The sequence below is a fragment of the Legionella cincinnatiensis genome, assembly GCF_900452415.1.
GTDB classification, from domain to species: Bacteria; Pseudomonadota; Gammaproteobacteria; order Legionellales; family Legionellaceae; genus Legionella; species Legionella cincinnatiensis.
Genome location: NZ_UGNX01000001.1, coordinates 1,867,844 through 1,884,148 on the forward strand (window position 1 = coordinate 1,867,844; position 16,305 = coordinate 1,884,148).

The following is a 16,305-nucleotide window of genomic DNA, read 5'->3' on the forward strand; positions in this document are numbered from 1 at the left end:
TGCCGAAGATAAGGGAACAAAGAAACTAAAAGTAATGGCAATGAATATACTGGATTTTACATAGGATTTGGCTTATTTACTTTGGATTCCCCCGCTTCGGCTTCTTGTAATAACGTTATTTTTTCCAAATTTCTATTTGCTCTTGCATAATCTAAAGGCTTTTTTTGGTTAGCGTCAACCGAATTAATAGGGAAATGGACAAGAGTTGTCTTTAGCACCTCAGAGGTACTATAAAGAGCTGCATAGTGAAGAGCATTTCTACGGTTGTTGTCCCTGATAGTTATATCACTTTTATTTAATAAATAATTTGTAGCATCAAGTTGATTATTTAATACTGCCAGTAATAATGGAGTCATGGATTGATTATTTTTTTTATTTAAACAATTTGGCTCTATCGAATAAATGTAATTTAATATGTCAACAATACCTCTTTGGGCAGCAAGATGTGCCACAATGTCACCATTGTAATTTGCTGCTAAAAGTTGTGAATTATCTTTGCACAGCAAAGTAAAAATATCCTTGATATTTTGGATATCATTGTGTTGTGAAAATAAGGAATGGAGGGGTAGTTGTCCTAATTTTGAGGGAGTAGAAATTGAGGCTCCATGCTTTAATAAAACTTTGATTGCTTCAACATGTCCATAGAGACATGCAAAATGTAAAGATGTTAATCCACCTTCGTTCGTTATTGCTAATAAATCTGATTTTATTTCATTATCTTGTATTGAGCTTAATTTGTTATCAATATAATCACTCAACCCATATTTTGCAGCGAACATTAAAGGAGTTAAATTACCAAGGTCTTTACTTGCTCTATGAAGTGGATAGTTTTGTCCGTTAATAATTTCTAGGGGGTTCATTTGTGGCTCAAAATACGTTCCTATGATTAAAAAAGTAGTATATTCCTCACTATATATCAAGAGTTGCTCAAGATGTGCAACTTCATATTTTCTTGAAAATTCCTATAAGATGGACTAATAAGTTTACATATGAAATCCATTAGGTCACTTTCATGTTAGACAGGATAAATAATCGTAAAAATGACCTTCGTATTGATCGCCTAAATTCATTAATAGATGAGTATAATGAACTTTACACTAAGATATTGCAAAATAAAGCTAAACCTCTAGAAAAAATACGTGTATATAATGTTTTGGAAGAAATTAATTACGCGGGTAATCTTTTAAAAAAACTCCATACGGATGCTCTTTCAGTCACTGTGACTTCCCCTGCTGATGTCGAATTGTTAGGGCCAATGGCAAATTGGAGAGGTATAGCCAAGGAACTTGGGCAGCATCTTCCGCCTCCCAGTATTGGTTTAGCTGCCGAAATGAAACTACTCAATTTGACTGGAGCAAATGAACCAATAGCCTCAGTAGATGCATGGGTCGTGAGTAGCAGAACTAAATCACGTTTTAAAAAAAATGTAAAAGAAAGTGTGGAGGGTATTAGTATATTAGCGCAGTTAGACGAGATACACAGAGCCAAAAATAGCCTTCCGCCAAGTGATTACTTTTACAAATTACAAGAATTTAAATCAACTCTACTTATTAAATTAGCTTTCCAATTAAATGAGCGGAAAGATATCAATAATTTTAGAACGTTGGTCAGTCAGATAAATCAAGAAATATCTAAAATCATACATCATACGCCTGATTTGCGAATGCGCTACATGGCTCATTTAAAATTTTCAAATCAAAAGCTAGTTAGTGAACTGGCTACAGCGAGCATAGAGGATATGGACTGGCTAAAAAATAATCTTAGAAGCATAACTGCGATTAATCCTGGTCCACCAACAAAAGCGGATATAGTGGAAAAATTTCCGGGGGTAGCTGAATTTGAAATAACAAGGCTTGGAGGAGCAAATAATGTTAATTGGCGCATAAGAAACGAGGAATCAGGAGAACAATTTGTATTGACTATAGGTGAAGTTCCTAAGCAGCAAGTATTTCTCGATAACCTTAGTAATTTCCCTCTTAATGAATATTTTTCCCATGACTATTTAGTCAATCAACCCTCTTCAGTAGAAGCTTTTAATTCTGTTGTTATTTCTAATTTTGCTGGAGGTGGGGATTTATATGGCGAAAGAGAAAGAAAACTTGCTCAGGAGGGCAGTGATGTGATTACTCTTTCAGCATGTAATAGAATTGGGCAATTAACAACCTTCTGCCGTGATCTACTTCAACATAATGGATCACATGTTGACATTAAACTCACTAACTTTCTTCTTGATGATAATGGCAGACTTATAGTCGCTGATAAAAAAGGTATCACGCCACTTTTTGAGAATCGTACGTTGAATAAAAGCCAGCGGGAGTTATGGACTACACCTTGCTATGCTCCACCCGAATATTTATTAAAAAATACCAACATAGATGCGGAAGCTTTTAATAGTTATCAATTAGGATTGGCACTTTATGATTACTTGATTTTACCGCCGATCGATGAGGATCCCGCTAAATTTTGGGCTATGCAAAATCCACTAAATTTTGATAATCCTTATTTTCAAACTCAAACAGGTCAGGAGATGCGGAAATTAATTAATTCTATGACGGATCCAGACCCGACTAATCGACCGAAACTTGATGAAGTTTTGCAACGTTTATATGATATAGAAAATAAAATAAAAAATGTACAAAATAATCAAATTCAAATATTACCTCAAATAGAACTAAAAGGATCATCATTAGCGCCATTAAGGGTTAGTGATCAACCCTTGGATTTGCCAAGTTCCTATAATAAAAAATCCAATCAGTTGTTCAAATTATTAACGAAGTTTGAAGAATCACTATCGAATATATCTTCCAAGGAAGAACTGCAACAAAAAGTGGAAGCATTTAAATCTAGTGAGGATTATCAAATTCTTAGTAGCAGCCGAGATAGCAACAAAATAAGTGAAAAACTAGATGAAATAGTAGAGCGTGCTATGGAACAGATCAAAGATAATAAATTTAATATCAAATAATTACCAAGTAACATTTTAGAAATTTTGGATAGGCTTGGCTAAACTCCTACAACCATGCCAAAGGTGATTCCCTAGCAGACTTGGTAAATATTGTCTCAACTCATGAGAGTCAGGCAGCCAAGGGACTTTTAGGGGTTGTGAATTTTTCTTGTTGGGCAAAGTATGTGTATTGATACTTTTCAGCGATATTTAGACAAAAGTGGTAATATTACTAACTTTATATGATGTAATACCTTTAGTTTGCTTATCCCTAATATGTGATTATAATTTAATCATGTAGGTTGATTTATGGATCAAATAAATAATGAACTTAAAAAGAGTTTTCTCTTGTTCTGTAGTATATGCATTGATCCTTAATTATTCTCCTATGTTATTTTCTATGCCCACCACTACAGAGTTAATGAATAATAATTCTATGCAAAAAGAGAAAATTGTTTCTGTTTATTTACTTATTGATACACCGGAACAATTACAGAAATATGTGAATGATTTAGCTAAAATTCAAAAACCTAATTTTAATCGTGTTCTTTTTTCATTTGTTAGACCAACATTACTTGATTATCAATCCGAGAACCTTGCGACCACTGGCATATTAGGCTATTACACGGATCATGATGGAAAAGGAGCACAGGCTTTTCAGGCATTAAAAGCAGCAATTAAATTATCTAAAGAAAAACATATTCAAACGTTTCTGTCAGTAGGTGGTTGGAATTACAGTTGTAATTTTGATGTAGACAAAGAAGTATGTGGCCCTCCGCCTTCACCTGATAAAAATAATTTTTATGATTGGTTTCCTGATCCCACTGATCCTGATCAGGTCTCTATAGCGAAAACTTCTTATGCTAATTTAATTAAACTGGCTAATGATCTAGGTGTAGATGGGATTGACTTTGACTATGAGGAATTTTGGCATGCTGATAAATTTGCAATTAATTGGAGCCCGAGTGCAAGCGGTGAATGGTCAATAGATATTGCGAACACTATTATGAAAGAAGGAGGACCGACTTATAATAATTTAATGAAATACGCCACTGGATCCGGTTCTTCTTTTGTTATGCCTAGAACTGTGGAAAAAGTAGATGCTATTTTACATGCAATTATTGATGATCCTGGCGCAAAATATCTTAAATTTGCTACAGCAGCCCCACCTGTTGGAGCTCGTCCTATTACTGGTTTTGTATTTAATGATAGATTACCTGATATTTACACAAAAGGTGGTCTTTGGTGGAAAGGTAATTTAAAAGGTTTATGGTATAACTTGGCTAGCTATGATGAAGCGATTGTTTCTCGTTTTGATAGTTTAGGATTAATGACCTATGATCTTTGTGGTGATAATCAAACATTATGCGCTCCATATCCAAACGGACCTTTAGATTTACCAGGACAGGTCAGTGCTTATATGAAAGATTATACAAACTGGCTCAAATCAGAGAATGTCAGTAAACCTATTTTAACAATCGATAATATTGGCAAAGTCACTTTTCTGCCTGCTAAATATAATATTAAATCCAAAATTCAATTTGGTTTTGAAGTGAACCAACCCGCTTACCCAAAAAATATTAATGGCCAATTACAGCTTACAAATCAATTAGTCGATCAAATTCTTCAACAACAAAAAGAAAGCGATGGGGTAATCATTTGGCAAATGTATTCCAAGCAAAATACAGCCGTACCTGATGCGACTACAGTAAAATATACTATTAATCAAAGTTGTAAAATTTTTTTAGGTAATGACAGTCGATACGATTGCAATGCAGATTTTCCTAGTACTGCGCAATAATTCAGCATTAACTGTATACCTAGTGAAATTAATATATCAAAATTAGATTTTACGTTGTATTCCTGAGGCAGCAAGGATTTTGGTAGATATTTCCTCAATTGAATATTTGGTCGAATTAATATATGGAATTTTTTCTTTTTGGTACATTGCTTCAACCTCACTTACTTCTAGCCGACATTGTTCTGGAGAAGCATATTTGCTATTTGGCCTGCGTTCAGCTCTGATTTGTTGTAAACGTTGTGGATCAATGGTTAACCCAAAAAGTTTGTTTTTGTAAGGTCTTAGTATTTCAGGTAACTTAAAACCCATCATTTCTTCTTCAGTGAACGGATAATTTGCGGCTAAAACTCCATACTGTAAGGCCATATATAAACAGCTGGGTGTTTTTCCACAACGTGACACTCCGATAAGAATGATATCTGCTTTATCATATCCACGAGGTTTGATGCCATCATCATGAGACAATGCAAAATCAATTGCTTCAAGCCGATGTAAATAGAGTTTGCTGTTTACTACTCCGTGAGTTCTTCCAACGGTATAAGAAGATTTTTCATGAAGCTCCTCCTCCATAGGCCCAATAAAAGTACTAAATAAATCGAATACACAAGCATTCGCTTTTTTTAAATAAGCCCTTATTTCAGGATCAATCAAAGTCATAAATACTAATGGCTTAACTCCTTGTTCATTACAGGCTTTATCAATCTGATGAACAACTTGTGCGGCTTTTTTTAAGGAATCAACATAAGGAATAGTAAGTCGTTCGAATTTTATATTTTCGAATTGAGTGATTAAACTATGACCTAAGGTTTCAGCGGTGATTCCTGTGCCATCTGAGATCATAAAAACATAACGTTTCATGCGGTGCCTTTAATTAAAATAAATGGATATAATCCATTTTAAAATGAATTAGTTAATATAACCAGTAAGTGTACTTATTTACATCTATCTGCTATCTTAAACTTAACGGGGAGTAAATGTTTTAAGGTAAATATGGAACAGGATCGATTTAGTCATAATCATAAGCTTTATATCTTAGGGATGATTTGCTTATTGCTTAGCCTGGGGTTATTTGTTTTTAGCTTATACATTATACCGTTTTTCATTTGGGATCTAAATTATAATGTTCCATATTTCATTTTAGCGCTTTTGAATTTATTTCAAGAGGAATATGATTACAGTATTGAGGCTAGTAAAGTAATCGTTTGGTGCATCTTTTTTATCCCGAGTATTGTTACTGGTCTTATTTCATACGTAGTATCAAATTACATTGATAATCGAATATACAAAACAGAGCAAGAAAGTGAGGAGAATCAAGGAAATCTTTATAACCAAGAAAAAAGAAGAGCAAGGCAAGAATCAGTAGTTTTTTCATTAAAAATTCTAGGCTTAATGATTCTTTTTATTTTTCTTATTTTCTTATTTCAATATCTTATTCAATCTTAACAGAATATGGTAGGACTCATTATGGCTTATTTAAAACGTTGGCAAATCAAACGAATTGTTAAGAAAATAAAAGCAATGCAGGCTAGTCGGGTGAGTAATCAACCTGGTGATGAAGTACTTAAAAAAGAAATTTCATATTACTATGAATTAGCGTCTATCTATCATAAGTTGATTGGCAAAAAAAAATTTCCCTTTGCGCAGGTAATGTATATGGAGTGTTACAGAGCAGCTGCTGCGCTTGATGATCCAGAGGCTAATTATCAATTAGGCCAAATGATTCTCGAAGAAGCAAAATTCAGACAAAATTTGGAAAATGAAGGCGTTTTTAAAAGTGAATCGAATCTGAAAAGGTGTAATCAGCTTTTCGAGGAGGCCCATGCTTATCTGTCGGCTGCAATTGCACTCGGACATGTTGTTGCCAAGCGTTTACGAGGGCTTTGTTTTATTAATGGTTGGGGATTAGAGACCGATAAAAAGACAGGATTTGAGTTAGTGGTTGCAAGTATTGAGCAAGAGGGGGCTTGGGATAGAGTTCCACAAATTTTTGCATCCATAGGACTGAATAAGCCAGAGTTTTTTTCGCAAATTATGCAACGGAAAAAGTCATAAGTTCAGAATATTTTTTTCAGTGGGTGTAGGATGAATTATCATCACACCCAAACAAATGAGGTTGATCTCAATGAAAATTGCAGTATGCAGTGATGAACTTTATCCTGTAAATGATTTTGTTGTTCAAGAGCTGGAGCATCTAGGTCATCAGGTTATTCCATTTGGTGCTCTTAAATCCCGACATACAGAATCATGGGTTCAAACTGCACGAGTCGCTGCTGAGGCGATTAAGAGAGGGATCTGTGACGAAGGAGTTTTCTTTTGTTGGACGGGGACAGGTATTTCTATTGTTGCGAATAAAATTCCAGGAATAAGAGCTGCTTTATGTACAGATGCTCAAACAACACGAGGAGCAAGAATTTGGAATAGGGCAAATGTCTTGGCCTTATCGAATCGTTTGCTAACTCAAGACTTAGCAAAGGAAATCTTGGATGCTTGGTTTAATACTCCGTTAAATGAAAGTAACGGAGATATTATTAAAGAAATTGAGCGAATAGAACGTGAATATCGATAAAAAGACACAATAGGGGTAATTTACTCAAAATGAAATTTAACCGTTTTGTATAGGTACTTCTCAAACTTAATGGCATCTATGTATACAGAGTAAATTTCTGTGTTACACTTATGACGGCGTAAACTTAAAAAATGAGGCATCAGTGAGAGTTACGACGTTTATGATGCCCTAGTCCTACTGCCTGCCAGCAATCAGGCTATTTGTTTGATAAATAAAATTTACTTAAGTTGATGCTGAAAAGCACGTGCTTATGTCAACTTAAGCATTTATAGTCTAGATGGAGTAAAGTAGAGTTTGGTATTTTCTGCTAAATTTTCTAGATCTTAGCGTTATCGCACTACCATTAAATAAAAGGAATTGTCATCGTACTTTAATGTTTTTGCAATAAAAGGATGCCATCATGCTAAAACGTGATATTTCAGCAACTAATATTCTTATTGCTTCTGCCGGAGGAATGATTGGATCCGGATGGTTATTTAGTCCATTTATTAGTGCGCAAATGGCAGGTAGCAATGCATTAATTTCCTGGATCATTGCCACTATTTTTATGCTTTTTATTGCATTACCTCTATGCGAACTTGGAACAATGTTCCCTATTTCAGGAGGTATGTCTAACTATCCAACTTTTACTCATGGAAAAGAAGTTGGTTTTTTATTCGCATGGACATCTTGGCTTTCTTATGTTGTTATGACTCCAATAGAAATACAGGCGATTTTACAGTACTCAAGTCATTTTTTTCCACTATTACTTGCTAATGATCCATCGACATTTAAGCTTTCAGGCTATGGTTATATGGCTGCTATAGCAATTATGCTTTTTGTAGTTATGTTAAACTCATATGGCATTAAATTTCTTGCTGAATGTAATAAATACGCAAGTATTATTAAATTTATTTTACCCACCATTGCTATTGTTTCATTATTCCATGTCGCTCCCTCATTCAGTAATGTAGCAATCAATTTATCGGAAAAGGAAAGTTGGGTGAATATCTTTACTGCCCTGTCTGCTGGTGGAATAGCATTTGCTTTTACTGGATTTCAAAATGGGTTAATTCTTGCAGGAGAAGTTAAAAATCCTCAGCGTAATATTCCTATTGCTATCTTAGGAGCGGTCTTAATTGGTTTTGTTTTGTATTTTATGTTGGAACTTAGTTTTATTGTCGCAGTTCCCCAGAAGTATTTAACTCATGGTTGGCATGCCCTTAGTTATCCAGGAGATAGTGGCCCATTAGTCGGTTTAACATTGCTATTAGGGCTTGGTGTTGTTGCCACTTTATTAATGATCGATGCTGCTTTTTCTCCTTTTGGTACAACTTTGGTTTATACTGCAGCAACCTCTAGGATTTTATATGGAATGGCGTTAAACGCTCATTTGCCTAAAATATTTTTAAAGGTCAATCGTCATAAGATACCTTACGTTACTCTTTATGCAAATTTACTGGTAGGTATGTTTTCTTTCCTGCCATTTCCTGGCTGGCAAAAACTAGTTGCTTTTCTTTCTTCTGCGAGTATTTTATCTTACAGCATAGGGCCTATATGCCTTTTAGCAATGCGTAAGTTACAACCGCAAACCCCTAGACCCTTTAGATTATCGGGTGCATTGATCTGTTCCCATTTTGCTTTTTATTTTTGTAATTTGATGCTGTATTGGTGTGGATTTTCGATCATATGGAAACTGGATATTGCCTTGTTTATTGGCATTCTTATTTATTGTGTTTATCATCGCCAAAATTCTTTAGATAATAGCTCCGCTTTATATTGGTTTTTATTTTATATGGGGACTATCTTTGTCGTGTCCTATTTAGGTGTTTTCGGAGGCATAGGAGTTTTAAAATTTCCTTTTGATTTATTGACTCTTTTCCCCTTAAGTGTTTTTATTCTTTATTCGTCACAAAGATTATTAAGCCTTGATCGCCATGAGCATGTGTTTTCTATGACCGAGGAGCCTACAGATGTTTTAGAAGATAAGATACTGGTATAAATGGAGTTGACACGAGTTACTTACTAATGCGTTGATATTATTTAACTGATTACAGGCATGCTTTTCTTCACTGTGCGCCAAGAGAGGGTGAAGGTCTAGGCATTGTAGTATATAGTCCACGATAGATTGCGTGAAGGAATGCAAAGTAACTCTTTTCTAGCTATAGAGTCATTGTGGGAGACAACCTTGACGAGCTCGGCCATTTAGCTTCGCACGTTGTTTAGCTATTGAAGGCTAAAATCAATCACCAGGTGGCGCATTTGTCTCAATTATATTACTGATTTAGAATCTATTAGAAGGAGTTGGATTTACTTGGTCGTCTTTAATATCACGTAAAGTGCGAAGTTTATCTTTAAATGCTTTACATATAGTTTGTAATGCTGGTTTTTTTTCTATTAATGACTGCTGTGCATGGTTTTGATCTATTTCTTTTCGAGAATTCTCTCTAATACTAACTTCTTTGTTAGATGATGCTGGTTTTAAATTCTTAATTACTTCTTTTGATAATTCATCGCATCGGTGATAATTGTTAAATGATAAAAATTTTTCTTGTCCCTCTATAATTTCTTCTGCTAATTCTTGATTTGCAAAGCCATCAAAGCGATTTGGATTATCCATAATCGCAGGTGTTAGTTTATTTTCTAATAGCAATTTATTTAGAAGCAAGATACAAAATGTTCGACAATTTGCATCAGTAAAAGGATGCAATATTTCAAGTTTTTGAATAAATTTTGCAATTATTTTTATTTTATCTGTATCATCTTTGGCTTTTTCTATTTTAGACTGATAATCTAAAATAAGATCGGACATGATTTTTTTTAATAGATTATTATCTACACCTTCTGATCTGAGAACTATTTTATTTTCATTTGAGATAAGATCCTGCAACTGCTCGAAATCAAAATTTTTAATATCAATTGTTTCATCTTGTTCATCCAGTGATCTAGCTACTCTTGTAAGTGATAAAATATTTCCGTATTGCTCATTTGTACTATTTATATAATCAAGAACTTCTAATAGCCCATTTTTAGTTATATTTGCTTTATTCTCCAGTACTTCCTTTAGTGGGCTATCGCAAGGATAAACGCACAACAGACCAAAATTTACAGGGATGTTGTTTCGGATGTTCAGCATAGGCACAGGTTTAGGAGGATCTATATTAATTACCTCAGCTTGATTTTCTGTTGATCTTAATTGGTCAAATTTTTGGTTATGTGCCTCAATATTTATTTTTACATTTTTAATGCACTCATCATGAAGCTGTTCTATGAAATTACATGTTAATGGCTGATGTAGCGTCGCAGCGATATAATCTAACCCTTTCATCATCTCTACTAAATATCCTGGTTCACCTTTATTGCCTACATCAAAAGTAAGTGGACCCGTATCTTGTCGATTTCCATCAATAACAAAGCGCCATAAATGGGCCGCATGAAATTCAGGCATAAACTGTAAATAATAACATCCAGGTGCTTTCTCAAATTTCTCGCTTACAATTTGCTTCCTATTTCGCTGGATTGGGTTAAACATAATAATTCTCCAACTAAATGATTTTGTTTCTTCATTGTTGGTTTAAATGTTATGCAATAAGGTCTATAATAATCCAATTAAATGTTTTTATATGTTATATGAAATAGATAAATATATTATTATTAACAATAAATTAGTTCGTTTTTGCATGACCTCTCAATGATTAAATTTTGAACTTTCGTACAAAAAATCGATTGTTTGAAGTTCAAAATGTGGTTTCAAGAAGACTAAAAAGGGTAGGTTAACGTAATAATAAAAATTCATTGCGTGCTTAATGCGGAAATTCGAGAGATACATTGTTTGCTACTACTGGGTTACAGTAAAAACTTTACAAAGGGGGCTTGCACTTAAGTCTTGAATCGGTAAAGCTATACTTTATGTATTTCATGAGGATGAACTGAGTGCGCTATTCTAACTGTTTATGGTTTTTAGCAGCTTTTTTCTTTAACCAAGTTGCAAACTCACAAACTCTTGCAGAAAAAATAGATGAGATTATTAAACAACAATTACCCCATGCAACTATTGGTGTGCTTGTTAAAGATGCACAAACGGGTAAAATTATATATAGTAGAAACGCAGATAAATTGTTATCTCCAGCCAGCAGCATGAAGCTTTTTACTGCTGCTGCAGCGCTTTACCAATTAAAGCCTGATTTTCGTTTTGCAACAACACTGTTTCAGAAAAATCAAAATTATTACATTACATTCACTGGTTCGCCTTCTTTTACTCAAGATAATTTAACTGAACTATTATTAAGTTTTAAAAAGAATCATCTAAGTACTATTAGCGGAAATATAATTATTGATAGTTCTCAATACCAAGCGCCAAATTATCCAAGCGGTACTTCATATGATGATCTTGGATGGTATTATGCTGCTCCCGATACAGCAGTAATATTAAATGAAAATAAAGCATCATTTGAGCTAATCAGTGCAAAGGAGCTAGGAAAGTCTGCACAAATTAAAGCTAAGACAATGCCAAAAGCTTTAAAACTCATTAATCAAGTGACTACAGTGAGTAAAGAAGAAGAGAAAGGGCATTGCAGTTTGAATCTTGAAATTAAACCTGGCAATACAATCCGGTTGTTTGGTTGTATGGTTCAAGAAAAAAAACCAAAGCTTATCGAGCTTGCAATTCCGGATCCCGTCTTGTTAGTCAAACAAAACATTAAAAAGGTACTGGATAAAAACGGTATTGTATTGAAAGGAGAAATAATTACTGGAGTTTCTCCAGCAGATGCTCAAGCGGTTATAAGTTTTTATTCAAAGACCTTAGATAAGTTAATTACTCATATGTTGCAAGAATCAGACAACCTTTATGCAAATAGCCTTACTAAAAAATTAGGGTATTCGTTAACTGGGAAAGGGACTCATAAAGAAGGTGCTTATGCAATAAAAAAAATACTCTCTGAACATACACATCTTGATATGTCTCAGATAGAGCTCGTTGATGGTGAAGGAACTCGCTATAATTTAGTCACAGCAGAGCAAATGGTCCTATTGCTTTCTGATCTTTATTATGACAAAGGCATTCAACCCATTCTTTTAAATGCATTACCCCAAGCCGGTGTTAAAGGAACTTTAAAAGAAAGAATGAAAAAAACGATATTGGATAAAAAAGTTTATGCAAAAACTGGATCAATGCATGATATTTCTTCCTTATCGGGTTTTATGGTAAATCCAAATGAGAAAACATATATTTTTTCTATTATTATCAATGGAGTGAATAAACCTTTAGAAAAAGCTAAGGCGCTTGAGGAAAAAATATTGTTAGCTATAGATGAATACACTTTAGAAGATTCTAATGTTTAAGTAGCAAAGTGCTTTTTAGTGAATGAATCGTTAAATACTTAATGGACTTGTTTCTTCTAGAAATTTGCACTGTTCAGAAACAGCAAAATCAGGAGCAATTTTTACGATATTATTCGCCTGAAAATTTTTCCAGTTTATTTTTTGATACAGTTGACGATTAAAATTAAATGAATAACAAAATGATTTAATTTTATTTCCATATAAATCTGTAGTAAGCACATATGAAATAATATGAATTTGGTCTTTTTTATTGTTTGAATGATAGAGATTTTTAATCAACTGGGTTACATAGGGTATTGAAGACATAGCTGCTAGTTGTGTTTCATAGAAGCTTATTTCGGTATTTGTGAGATTTCTATCTACTATTCCTTTTTTCTGTAGCTTGGAAATATTTTTCAATATCTTGTTTTGATCAATATATACAGAAAGATCTGATTTTGAAAGATTATGAGTAATTCCTATAGATGGGCTATAAATTGATGACTCTTTTGCTTCAACACAGGATAAAAATATTAGAAAAATTAAGGTAATGGATGTATTTAGAAATCGCATTATTTTTGTCCTTAAATAGTGCGTTGCAATAATTATAGTACAAATAAAGCATATTTTTGAAAAAACTTCGAGGTGTCACAGTATCTGCCTCCATAAAACTAACTTGGCTCGTGTCTCACTGGTTTGTATTAATCGGAATATAGTTGTCTAGGCTTCCGGGTTTAGTGCTACTTAAACCTTTTTTATAGCGAGATTTAATGGGGTTTAGGAAACGATCAATTGGTTGCCGCACTCATTGCCATAGTTGAGTCGATTTTCGGCAACAGATAATTTGAGGCAATTAGCTATTTAGTCTTAGTCATGCCTATCATCATTAATCTTCTCTTAAGGAGAAATATTTAAAATATGAACCCAATTTAAAGAGCAATAAGGAGTGTACAAATGAAAAGTCGGGATGAGATATTGCGATGGACGCGCCAGGACAAAAGAAATACGAAAAATAAACACACAGTCGTCACTTCAATGAATGGACAAAGGCAATATCAGCTGATGGGTACGTTAGATGAGGAGGAATCAAATCATTTATTTCAACAGGTGGGAATAGATTTAAAAGGTAAAGCGGTATTGGGCAAAGGACAATTTGGGAAGGTTAGATTAGTACGTAATAAAGAAGGTGATTTTTTTTCTGTTAAAAAAATAAAGTTCATTAATAATCAGTCGAACTTTAATTTCGATGTTGAAGCATTGCAGCGTGAAGGTAAATTTAATGATATTTTACGTGAAAAAAACATCAGCGGAGTAATGAGGCCAATAGATGTATTTACTACGACTGACAGTAAAGGTAATTCAGTGATGTTCCAAATTATGCCCATTGCGAATTTGCGGGACGGAGAGAATTTCATAAGGCTTCAATCTTTTCTTGTTTCTGATATTGATAATAATAAATTAGAATTCCCGAGTGATTTGCTGGAACAATTACGATTATTTGATGAACAAGATTATTCAAATAGTAAAATTAATCATCAAATGATTATCGAGAATGAAGAAAAGGATGTTGATCTATTAGAGAGCAGTGGAGATGAAAAAAGCGATGCTGATCTATTAGAGAGCAGTGGAGATGAAAAAAGCGATGCTGATCTATTAGAGAGCAGTGGAGATGAAAAAAGCGATGCTGATCTATTAGAGAGTAGTGAAGATGAAAAAGGCGATGCTGATCTATTAGAGAGTAGTGAAGATGAGAAAGGTGATGCTGATCTAATAGAGAGCAGTGAGGATGAACTTAGCGGGAAATCAGAGCTTAAGCTCAGTGGTTTACTAATGAAAGTCATTTCCCTGCATATTACGCAATCCCTAGCAAAAATACTCCATGAAATGCACCAAAATAGTATCTATCACCGAGACATTCACTTTAAGAATATTTTATTTGATAGCAGGGGACGAGTTTATTTGTCCGATTTTGGTACTGGTATTGCCTATGACAAAGATAGAGTAGCGGTTCAAGTGACTAGTAAGCTACAAAGCAATATTCTTCCACCCGAAGCAAAATTTCCCCAGGTAAGGCAAGAAATTATTAAAAGGGGCCAGAAATCTCATGAAGTTATTGATGAATGGGAACTTGGATGCACATTACTTTCATTTATGGGCTCCAAATCATCGGAAATATTGCAAAAATTACAAATGCCAATACGTGAAATTCAAAAAACACATTTTTCAGGAAAAGGTAGCCAGTATCAAAATTATATGAACTATTTGGCTAAAGAGTTAGAGAAATTTGATAAAGAAGTTTTATCAACGACTGGACATCCTGCGGTAAGAGAAGTGATTTTAGGTTTATTAAATCCAGATTATAACAAACGGATGAGTCTTATTCAGGCAGCGAACCTTATAAATGGAGTGCAACCACCCAAGGATGAGATTATTTTGAAGGCTTTTCATTTATTATCACAATATCAGACTAAGCAAGAGAATAGATTTAATTCTCAAGGTAGATTTTTTGATGATAAAAAGAAAAAAAATGAGGAAGAGCTAGATTCACTAAGCCTGAAAACTAATCAGGTTTCCTTAAACACCTAGAGTACCGCGCTTAGGGTTGGTTGAGCACCTTAGCGTGCTCCAAGGGGTTCATAAAGAGCAACAATGCCTATATAGGCCCAAGCTTGCATGGTTAATCAGGGGTAGCCTGGGGTTGGGACGAAGCGAACCCCAGCCAGTTGTTGTTTTGGTGGATTTTTTGGGCGTTGGCGAGTCATTTTTAGCCTTGGATGGTTAAAATTAATCACGAGGTAGAGCGAGCATCGCAATTTAGAATGGTGAGTGAGTACTCCTTTTTTAGGTTAACCGAACTAAGCTAACCTAGGAGTAAAACTCCGGCGAGTGTTTAACTTTAGCCCATGCATCAGGATCATGGCCAACAAAGATGGTTGCATGATTGCTTTCAGCAATTTCTTTGATTTTTCTCAGGCTATTTTTACTTAACTCTGCGTCCCAGACTAAACCTGGTGGAATACTATCGCGAAGATTCTCTGTGGTGTAGCAAGCATCGCAGGTCAAAAGCAGGTTACCACCCGTCAGGCGAATCAGGCCAGACTGATGTCCTGGCGTATGGCCAGGCGTTGGAAAAGTACAAATTATACCATCGCCAAACAAATCAAAATCCCCATCAATTAGTTGCCACTGTTCTGGTTTATTGTGTATCAGATCATCAGTAATATAGGCATTTTTTTGTGTATTCTTAATGCTAAATGCCCAATCATATTCAGATTTTTGCACGAAAATTTGAGCATTTGGAAAAGAGCTGATACCACCAGCATGGTCAAGATGCAAATGTGACAGCACAATATGAGTGATTTCTTCCGGTACTATGCCCAACCTAGCTAATTGGTTGGTCACATATTCAGATTTCTGCATTTTGGGATAGTAAATATCAATGATATCACCCCAATGTGCGCGGGGATTATGACATACTTTGAGTGAATTGCCGGTATCAAATAAAATTTTTTTCCCATTCTCATGCTCTAGATAATAGAATGGTACAGGAACATTAAAGGGTACTCCCTGGCCTCGCCCTAAAGTGAAATATTGTTTTTCACTTACCAGGACACCAGAAGAAAATAAATATATTTTTGTTGATGACATAATAACCGCTCCCTACTGATGGCTTTGTTACTTAACTATCCGCCT

General features: G+C 34.5%; 13 protein-coding genes. 8 read left to right on the forward strand and 5 right to left on the reverse strand.

The window, feature by feature from the left end; all coding sequences use genetic code 11:
• Positions 1-56: 56 nt before the first annotated feature.
• The gene (locus DYH34_RS08375) at positions 57-860 is read right to left on the reverse strand and encodes an ankyrin repeat domain-containing protein (RefSeq protein WP_058463529.1); all 804 of its coding nucleotides are present in this window, start codon (positions 858-860) and stop codon (positions 57-59) included.
• A 152-nt stretch (positions 861-1,012) separates the two neighbouring features.
• On the opposite strand from DYH34_RS08375, the gene DYH34_RS08380 reads away from it, so the two are divergent.
• Positions 1,013-2,965 (forward strand): protein kinase domain-containing protein, encoded by a 1,953-nt coding sequence (locus DYH34_RS08380; RefSeq protein ID WP_058463528.1) that lies wholly within the window; start codon positions 1,013-1,015, stop codon positions 2,963-2,965.
• A gap of 304 nt (positions 2,966-3,269) precedes the next feature.
• A complete protein-coding gene (locus tag DYH34_RS08385; RefSeq protein WP_058463527.1) occupies positions 3,270-4,745 on the forward strand; it encodes a glycoside hydrolase family 18 protein in 1,476 nt (491 codons plus the stop codon).
• Positions 4,746-4,787: 42 nt separating this feature from the next.
• Here DYH34_RS08385 and ppsR read toward each other — a convergent pair whose 3' ends face one another.
• Positions 4,788-5,603: a posphoenolpyruvate synthetase regulatory kinase/phosphorylase PpsR gene (gene ppsR, locus DYH34_RS08390; RefSeq protein ID WP_058463526.1), complete on the reverse strand. Its 816-nt coding sequence runs from the start codon at positions 5,601-5,603 to the stop codon at positions 4,788-4,790.
• A 132-nt stretch (positions 5,604-5,735) separates the two neighbouring features.
• On the opposite strand from ppsR, the gene DYH34_RS08395 reads away from it, so the two are divergent.
• The 4 genes from DYH34_RS08395 (at position 5,736) to DYH34_RS08410 (ending at position 9,292) form a co-directional block, all read left to right on the forward strand.
• Complete coding sequence (locus DYH34_RS08395; protein WP_058463525.1) at positions 5,736-6,188, forward strand: hypothetical protein; 453 nt, start codon at positions 5,736-5,738, stop codon at positions 6,186-6,188.
• Between the two features lie 21 nt (positions 6,189-6,209).
• On the forward strand, positions 6,210-6,797 hold the full coding sequence (locus tag DYH34_RS08400) for an SEL1-like repeat protein (protein ID WP_058463524.1): 588 nt from the start codon (positions 6,210-6,212) through the stop codon (positions 6,795-6,797).
• Between the two features lie 70 nt (positions 6,798-6,867).
• The gene (locus DYH34_RS08405; RefSeq protein WP_058463523.1) at positions 6,868-7,311 is read left to right on the forward strand and encodes an RpiB/LacA/LacB family sugar-phosphate isomerase; all 444 of its coding nucleotides are present in this window, start codon (positions 6,868-6,870) and stop codon (positions 7,309-7,311) included.
• A gap of 400 nt (positions 7,312-7,711) precedes the next feature.
• Entirely contained in the window at positions 7,712-9,292 is a 1,581-nt protein-coding gene (locus DYH34_RS08410) for an APC family permease (protein ID WP_058463522.1), read from the forward strand.
• A gap of 282 nt (positions 9,293-9,574) precedes the next feature.
• Here the strand turns inward: DYH34_RS08410 and DYH34_RS08415 are convergent, their stop codons facing one another.
• Complete coding sequence (locus DYH34_RS08415; RefSeq protein WP_058463521.1) at positions 9,575-10,822, reverse strand: Fic family protein; 1,248 nt, start codon at positions 10,820-10,822, stop codon at positions 9,575-9,577.
• Between the two features lie 401 nt (positions 10,823-11,223).
• Between DYH34_RS08415 and dacB the strand changes: the two genes are divergently transcribed.
• A complete protein-coding gene (dacB, locus tag DYH34_RS08420) occupies positions 11,224-12,633 on the forward strand; it encodes a D-alanyl-D-alanine carboxypeptidase/D-alanyl-D-alanine endopeptidase (protein ID WP_058463520.1) in 1,410 nt (469 codons plus the stop codon).
• A 30-nt stretch (positions 12,634-12,663) separates the two neighbouring features.
• Here the strand turns inward: dacB and DYH34_RS08425 are convergent, their stop codons facing one another.
• A complete protein-coding gene (locus tag DYH34_RS08425; protein WP_058463519.1) occupies positions 12,664-13,185 on the reverse strand; it encodes a hypothetical protein in 522 nt (173 codons plus the stop codon).
• Between the two features lie 489 nt (positions 13,186-13,674).
• Between DYH34_RS08425 and DYH34_RS08430 the strand changes: the two genes are divergently transcribed.
• Entirely contained in the window at positions 13,675-15,198 is a 1,524-nt protein-coding gene (locus DYH34_RS08430) for a serine/threonine-protein kinase (protein WP_172465411.1), read from the forward strand.
• A 279-nt stretch (positions 15,199-15,477) separates the two neighbouring features.
• Here the strand turns inward: DYH34_RS08430 and DYH34_RS08435 are convergent, their stop codons facing one another.
• Positions 15,478-16,260, reverse strand: a complete 783-nt coding sequence (locus tag DYH34_RS08435) for an N-acyl homoserine lactonase family protein (RefSeq protein WP_058463517.1) — start codon at positions 16,258-16,260, stop codon at positions 15,478-15,480.
• Positions 16,261-16,305: the final 45 nt, after the last annotated feature.

Coding starts and splice junctions, on each gene's coding strand:
- DYH34_RS08375 (WP_058463529.1), bottom strand. CDS start 860: ATGAACCCCCTAGAAATTATTAACGGACAAAACTATCCACTTCATAGA.
- DYH34_RS08380 (WP_058463528.1), top strand. CDS start 1,013: ATGTTAGACAGGATAAATAATCGTAAAAATGACCTTCGTATTGATCGC.
- DYH34_RS08385 (WP_058463527.1), top strand. CDS start 3,270: ATGAACTTAAAAAGAGTTTTCTCTTGTTCTGTAGTATATGCATTGATC.
- ppsR (WP_058463526.1), bottom strand. CDS start 5,603: ATGAAACGTTATGTTTTTATGATCTCAGATGGCACAGGAATCACCGCT.
- DYH34_RS08395 (WP_058463525.1), top strand. CDS start 5,736: ATGGAACAGGATCGATTTAGTCATAATCATAAGCTTTATATCTTAGGG.
- DYH34_RS08400 (WP_058463524.1), top strand. CDS start 6,210: ATGGCTTATTTAAAACGTTGGCAAATCAAACGAATTGTTAAGAAAATA.
- DYH34_RS08405 (WP_058463523.1), top strand. CDS start 6,868: ATGAAAATTGCAGTATGCAGTGATGAACTTTATCCTGTAAATGATTTT.
- DYH34_RS08410 (WP_058463522.1), top strand. CDS start 7,712: ATGCTAAAACGTGATATTTCAGCAACTAATATTCTTATTGCTTCTGCC.
- DYH34_RS08415 (WP_058463521.1), bottom strand. CDS start 10,822: ATGTTTAACCCAATCCAGCGAAATAGGAAGCAAATTGTAAGCGAGAAA.
- DYH34_RS08425 (WP_058463519.1), bottom strand. CDS start 13,185: ATGCGATTTCTAAATACATCCATTACCTTAATTTTTCTAATATTTTTA.
- DYH34_RS08430 (WP_172465411.1), top strand. CDS start 13,675: ATGGGTACGTTAGATGAGGAGGAATCAAATCATTTATTTCAACAGGTG.
- DYH34_RS08435 (WP_058463517.1), bottom strand. CDS start 16,260: ATGTCATCAACAAAAATATATTTATTTTCTTCTGGTGTCCTGGTAAGT.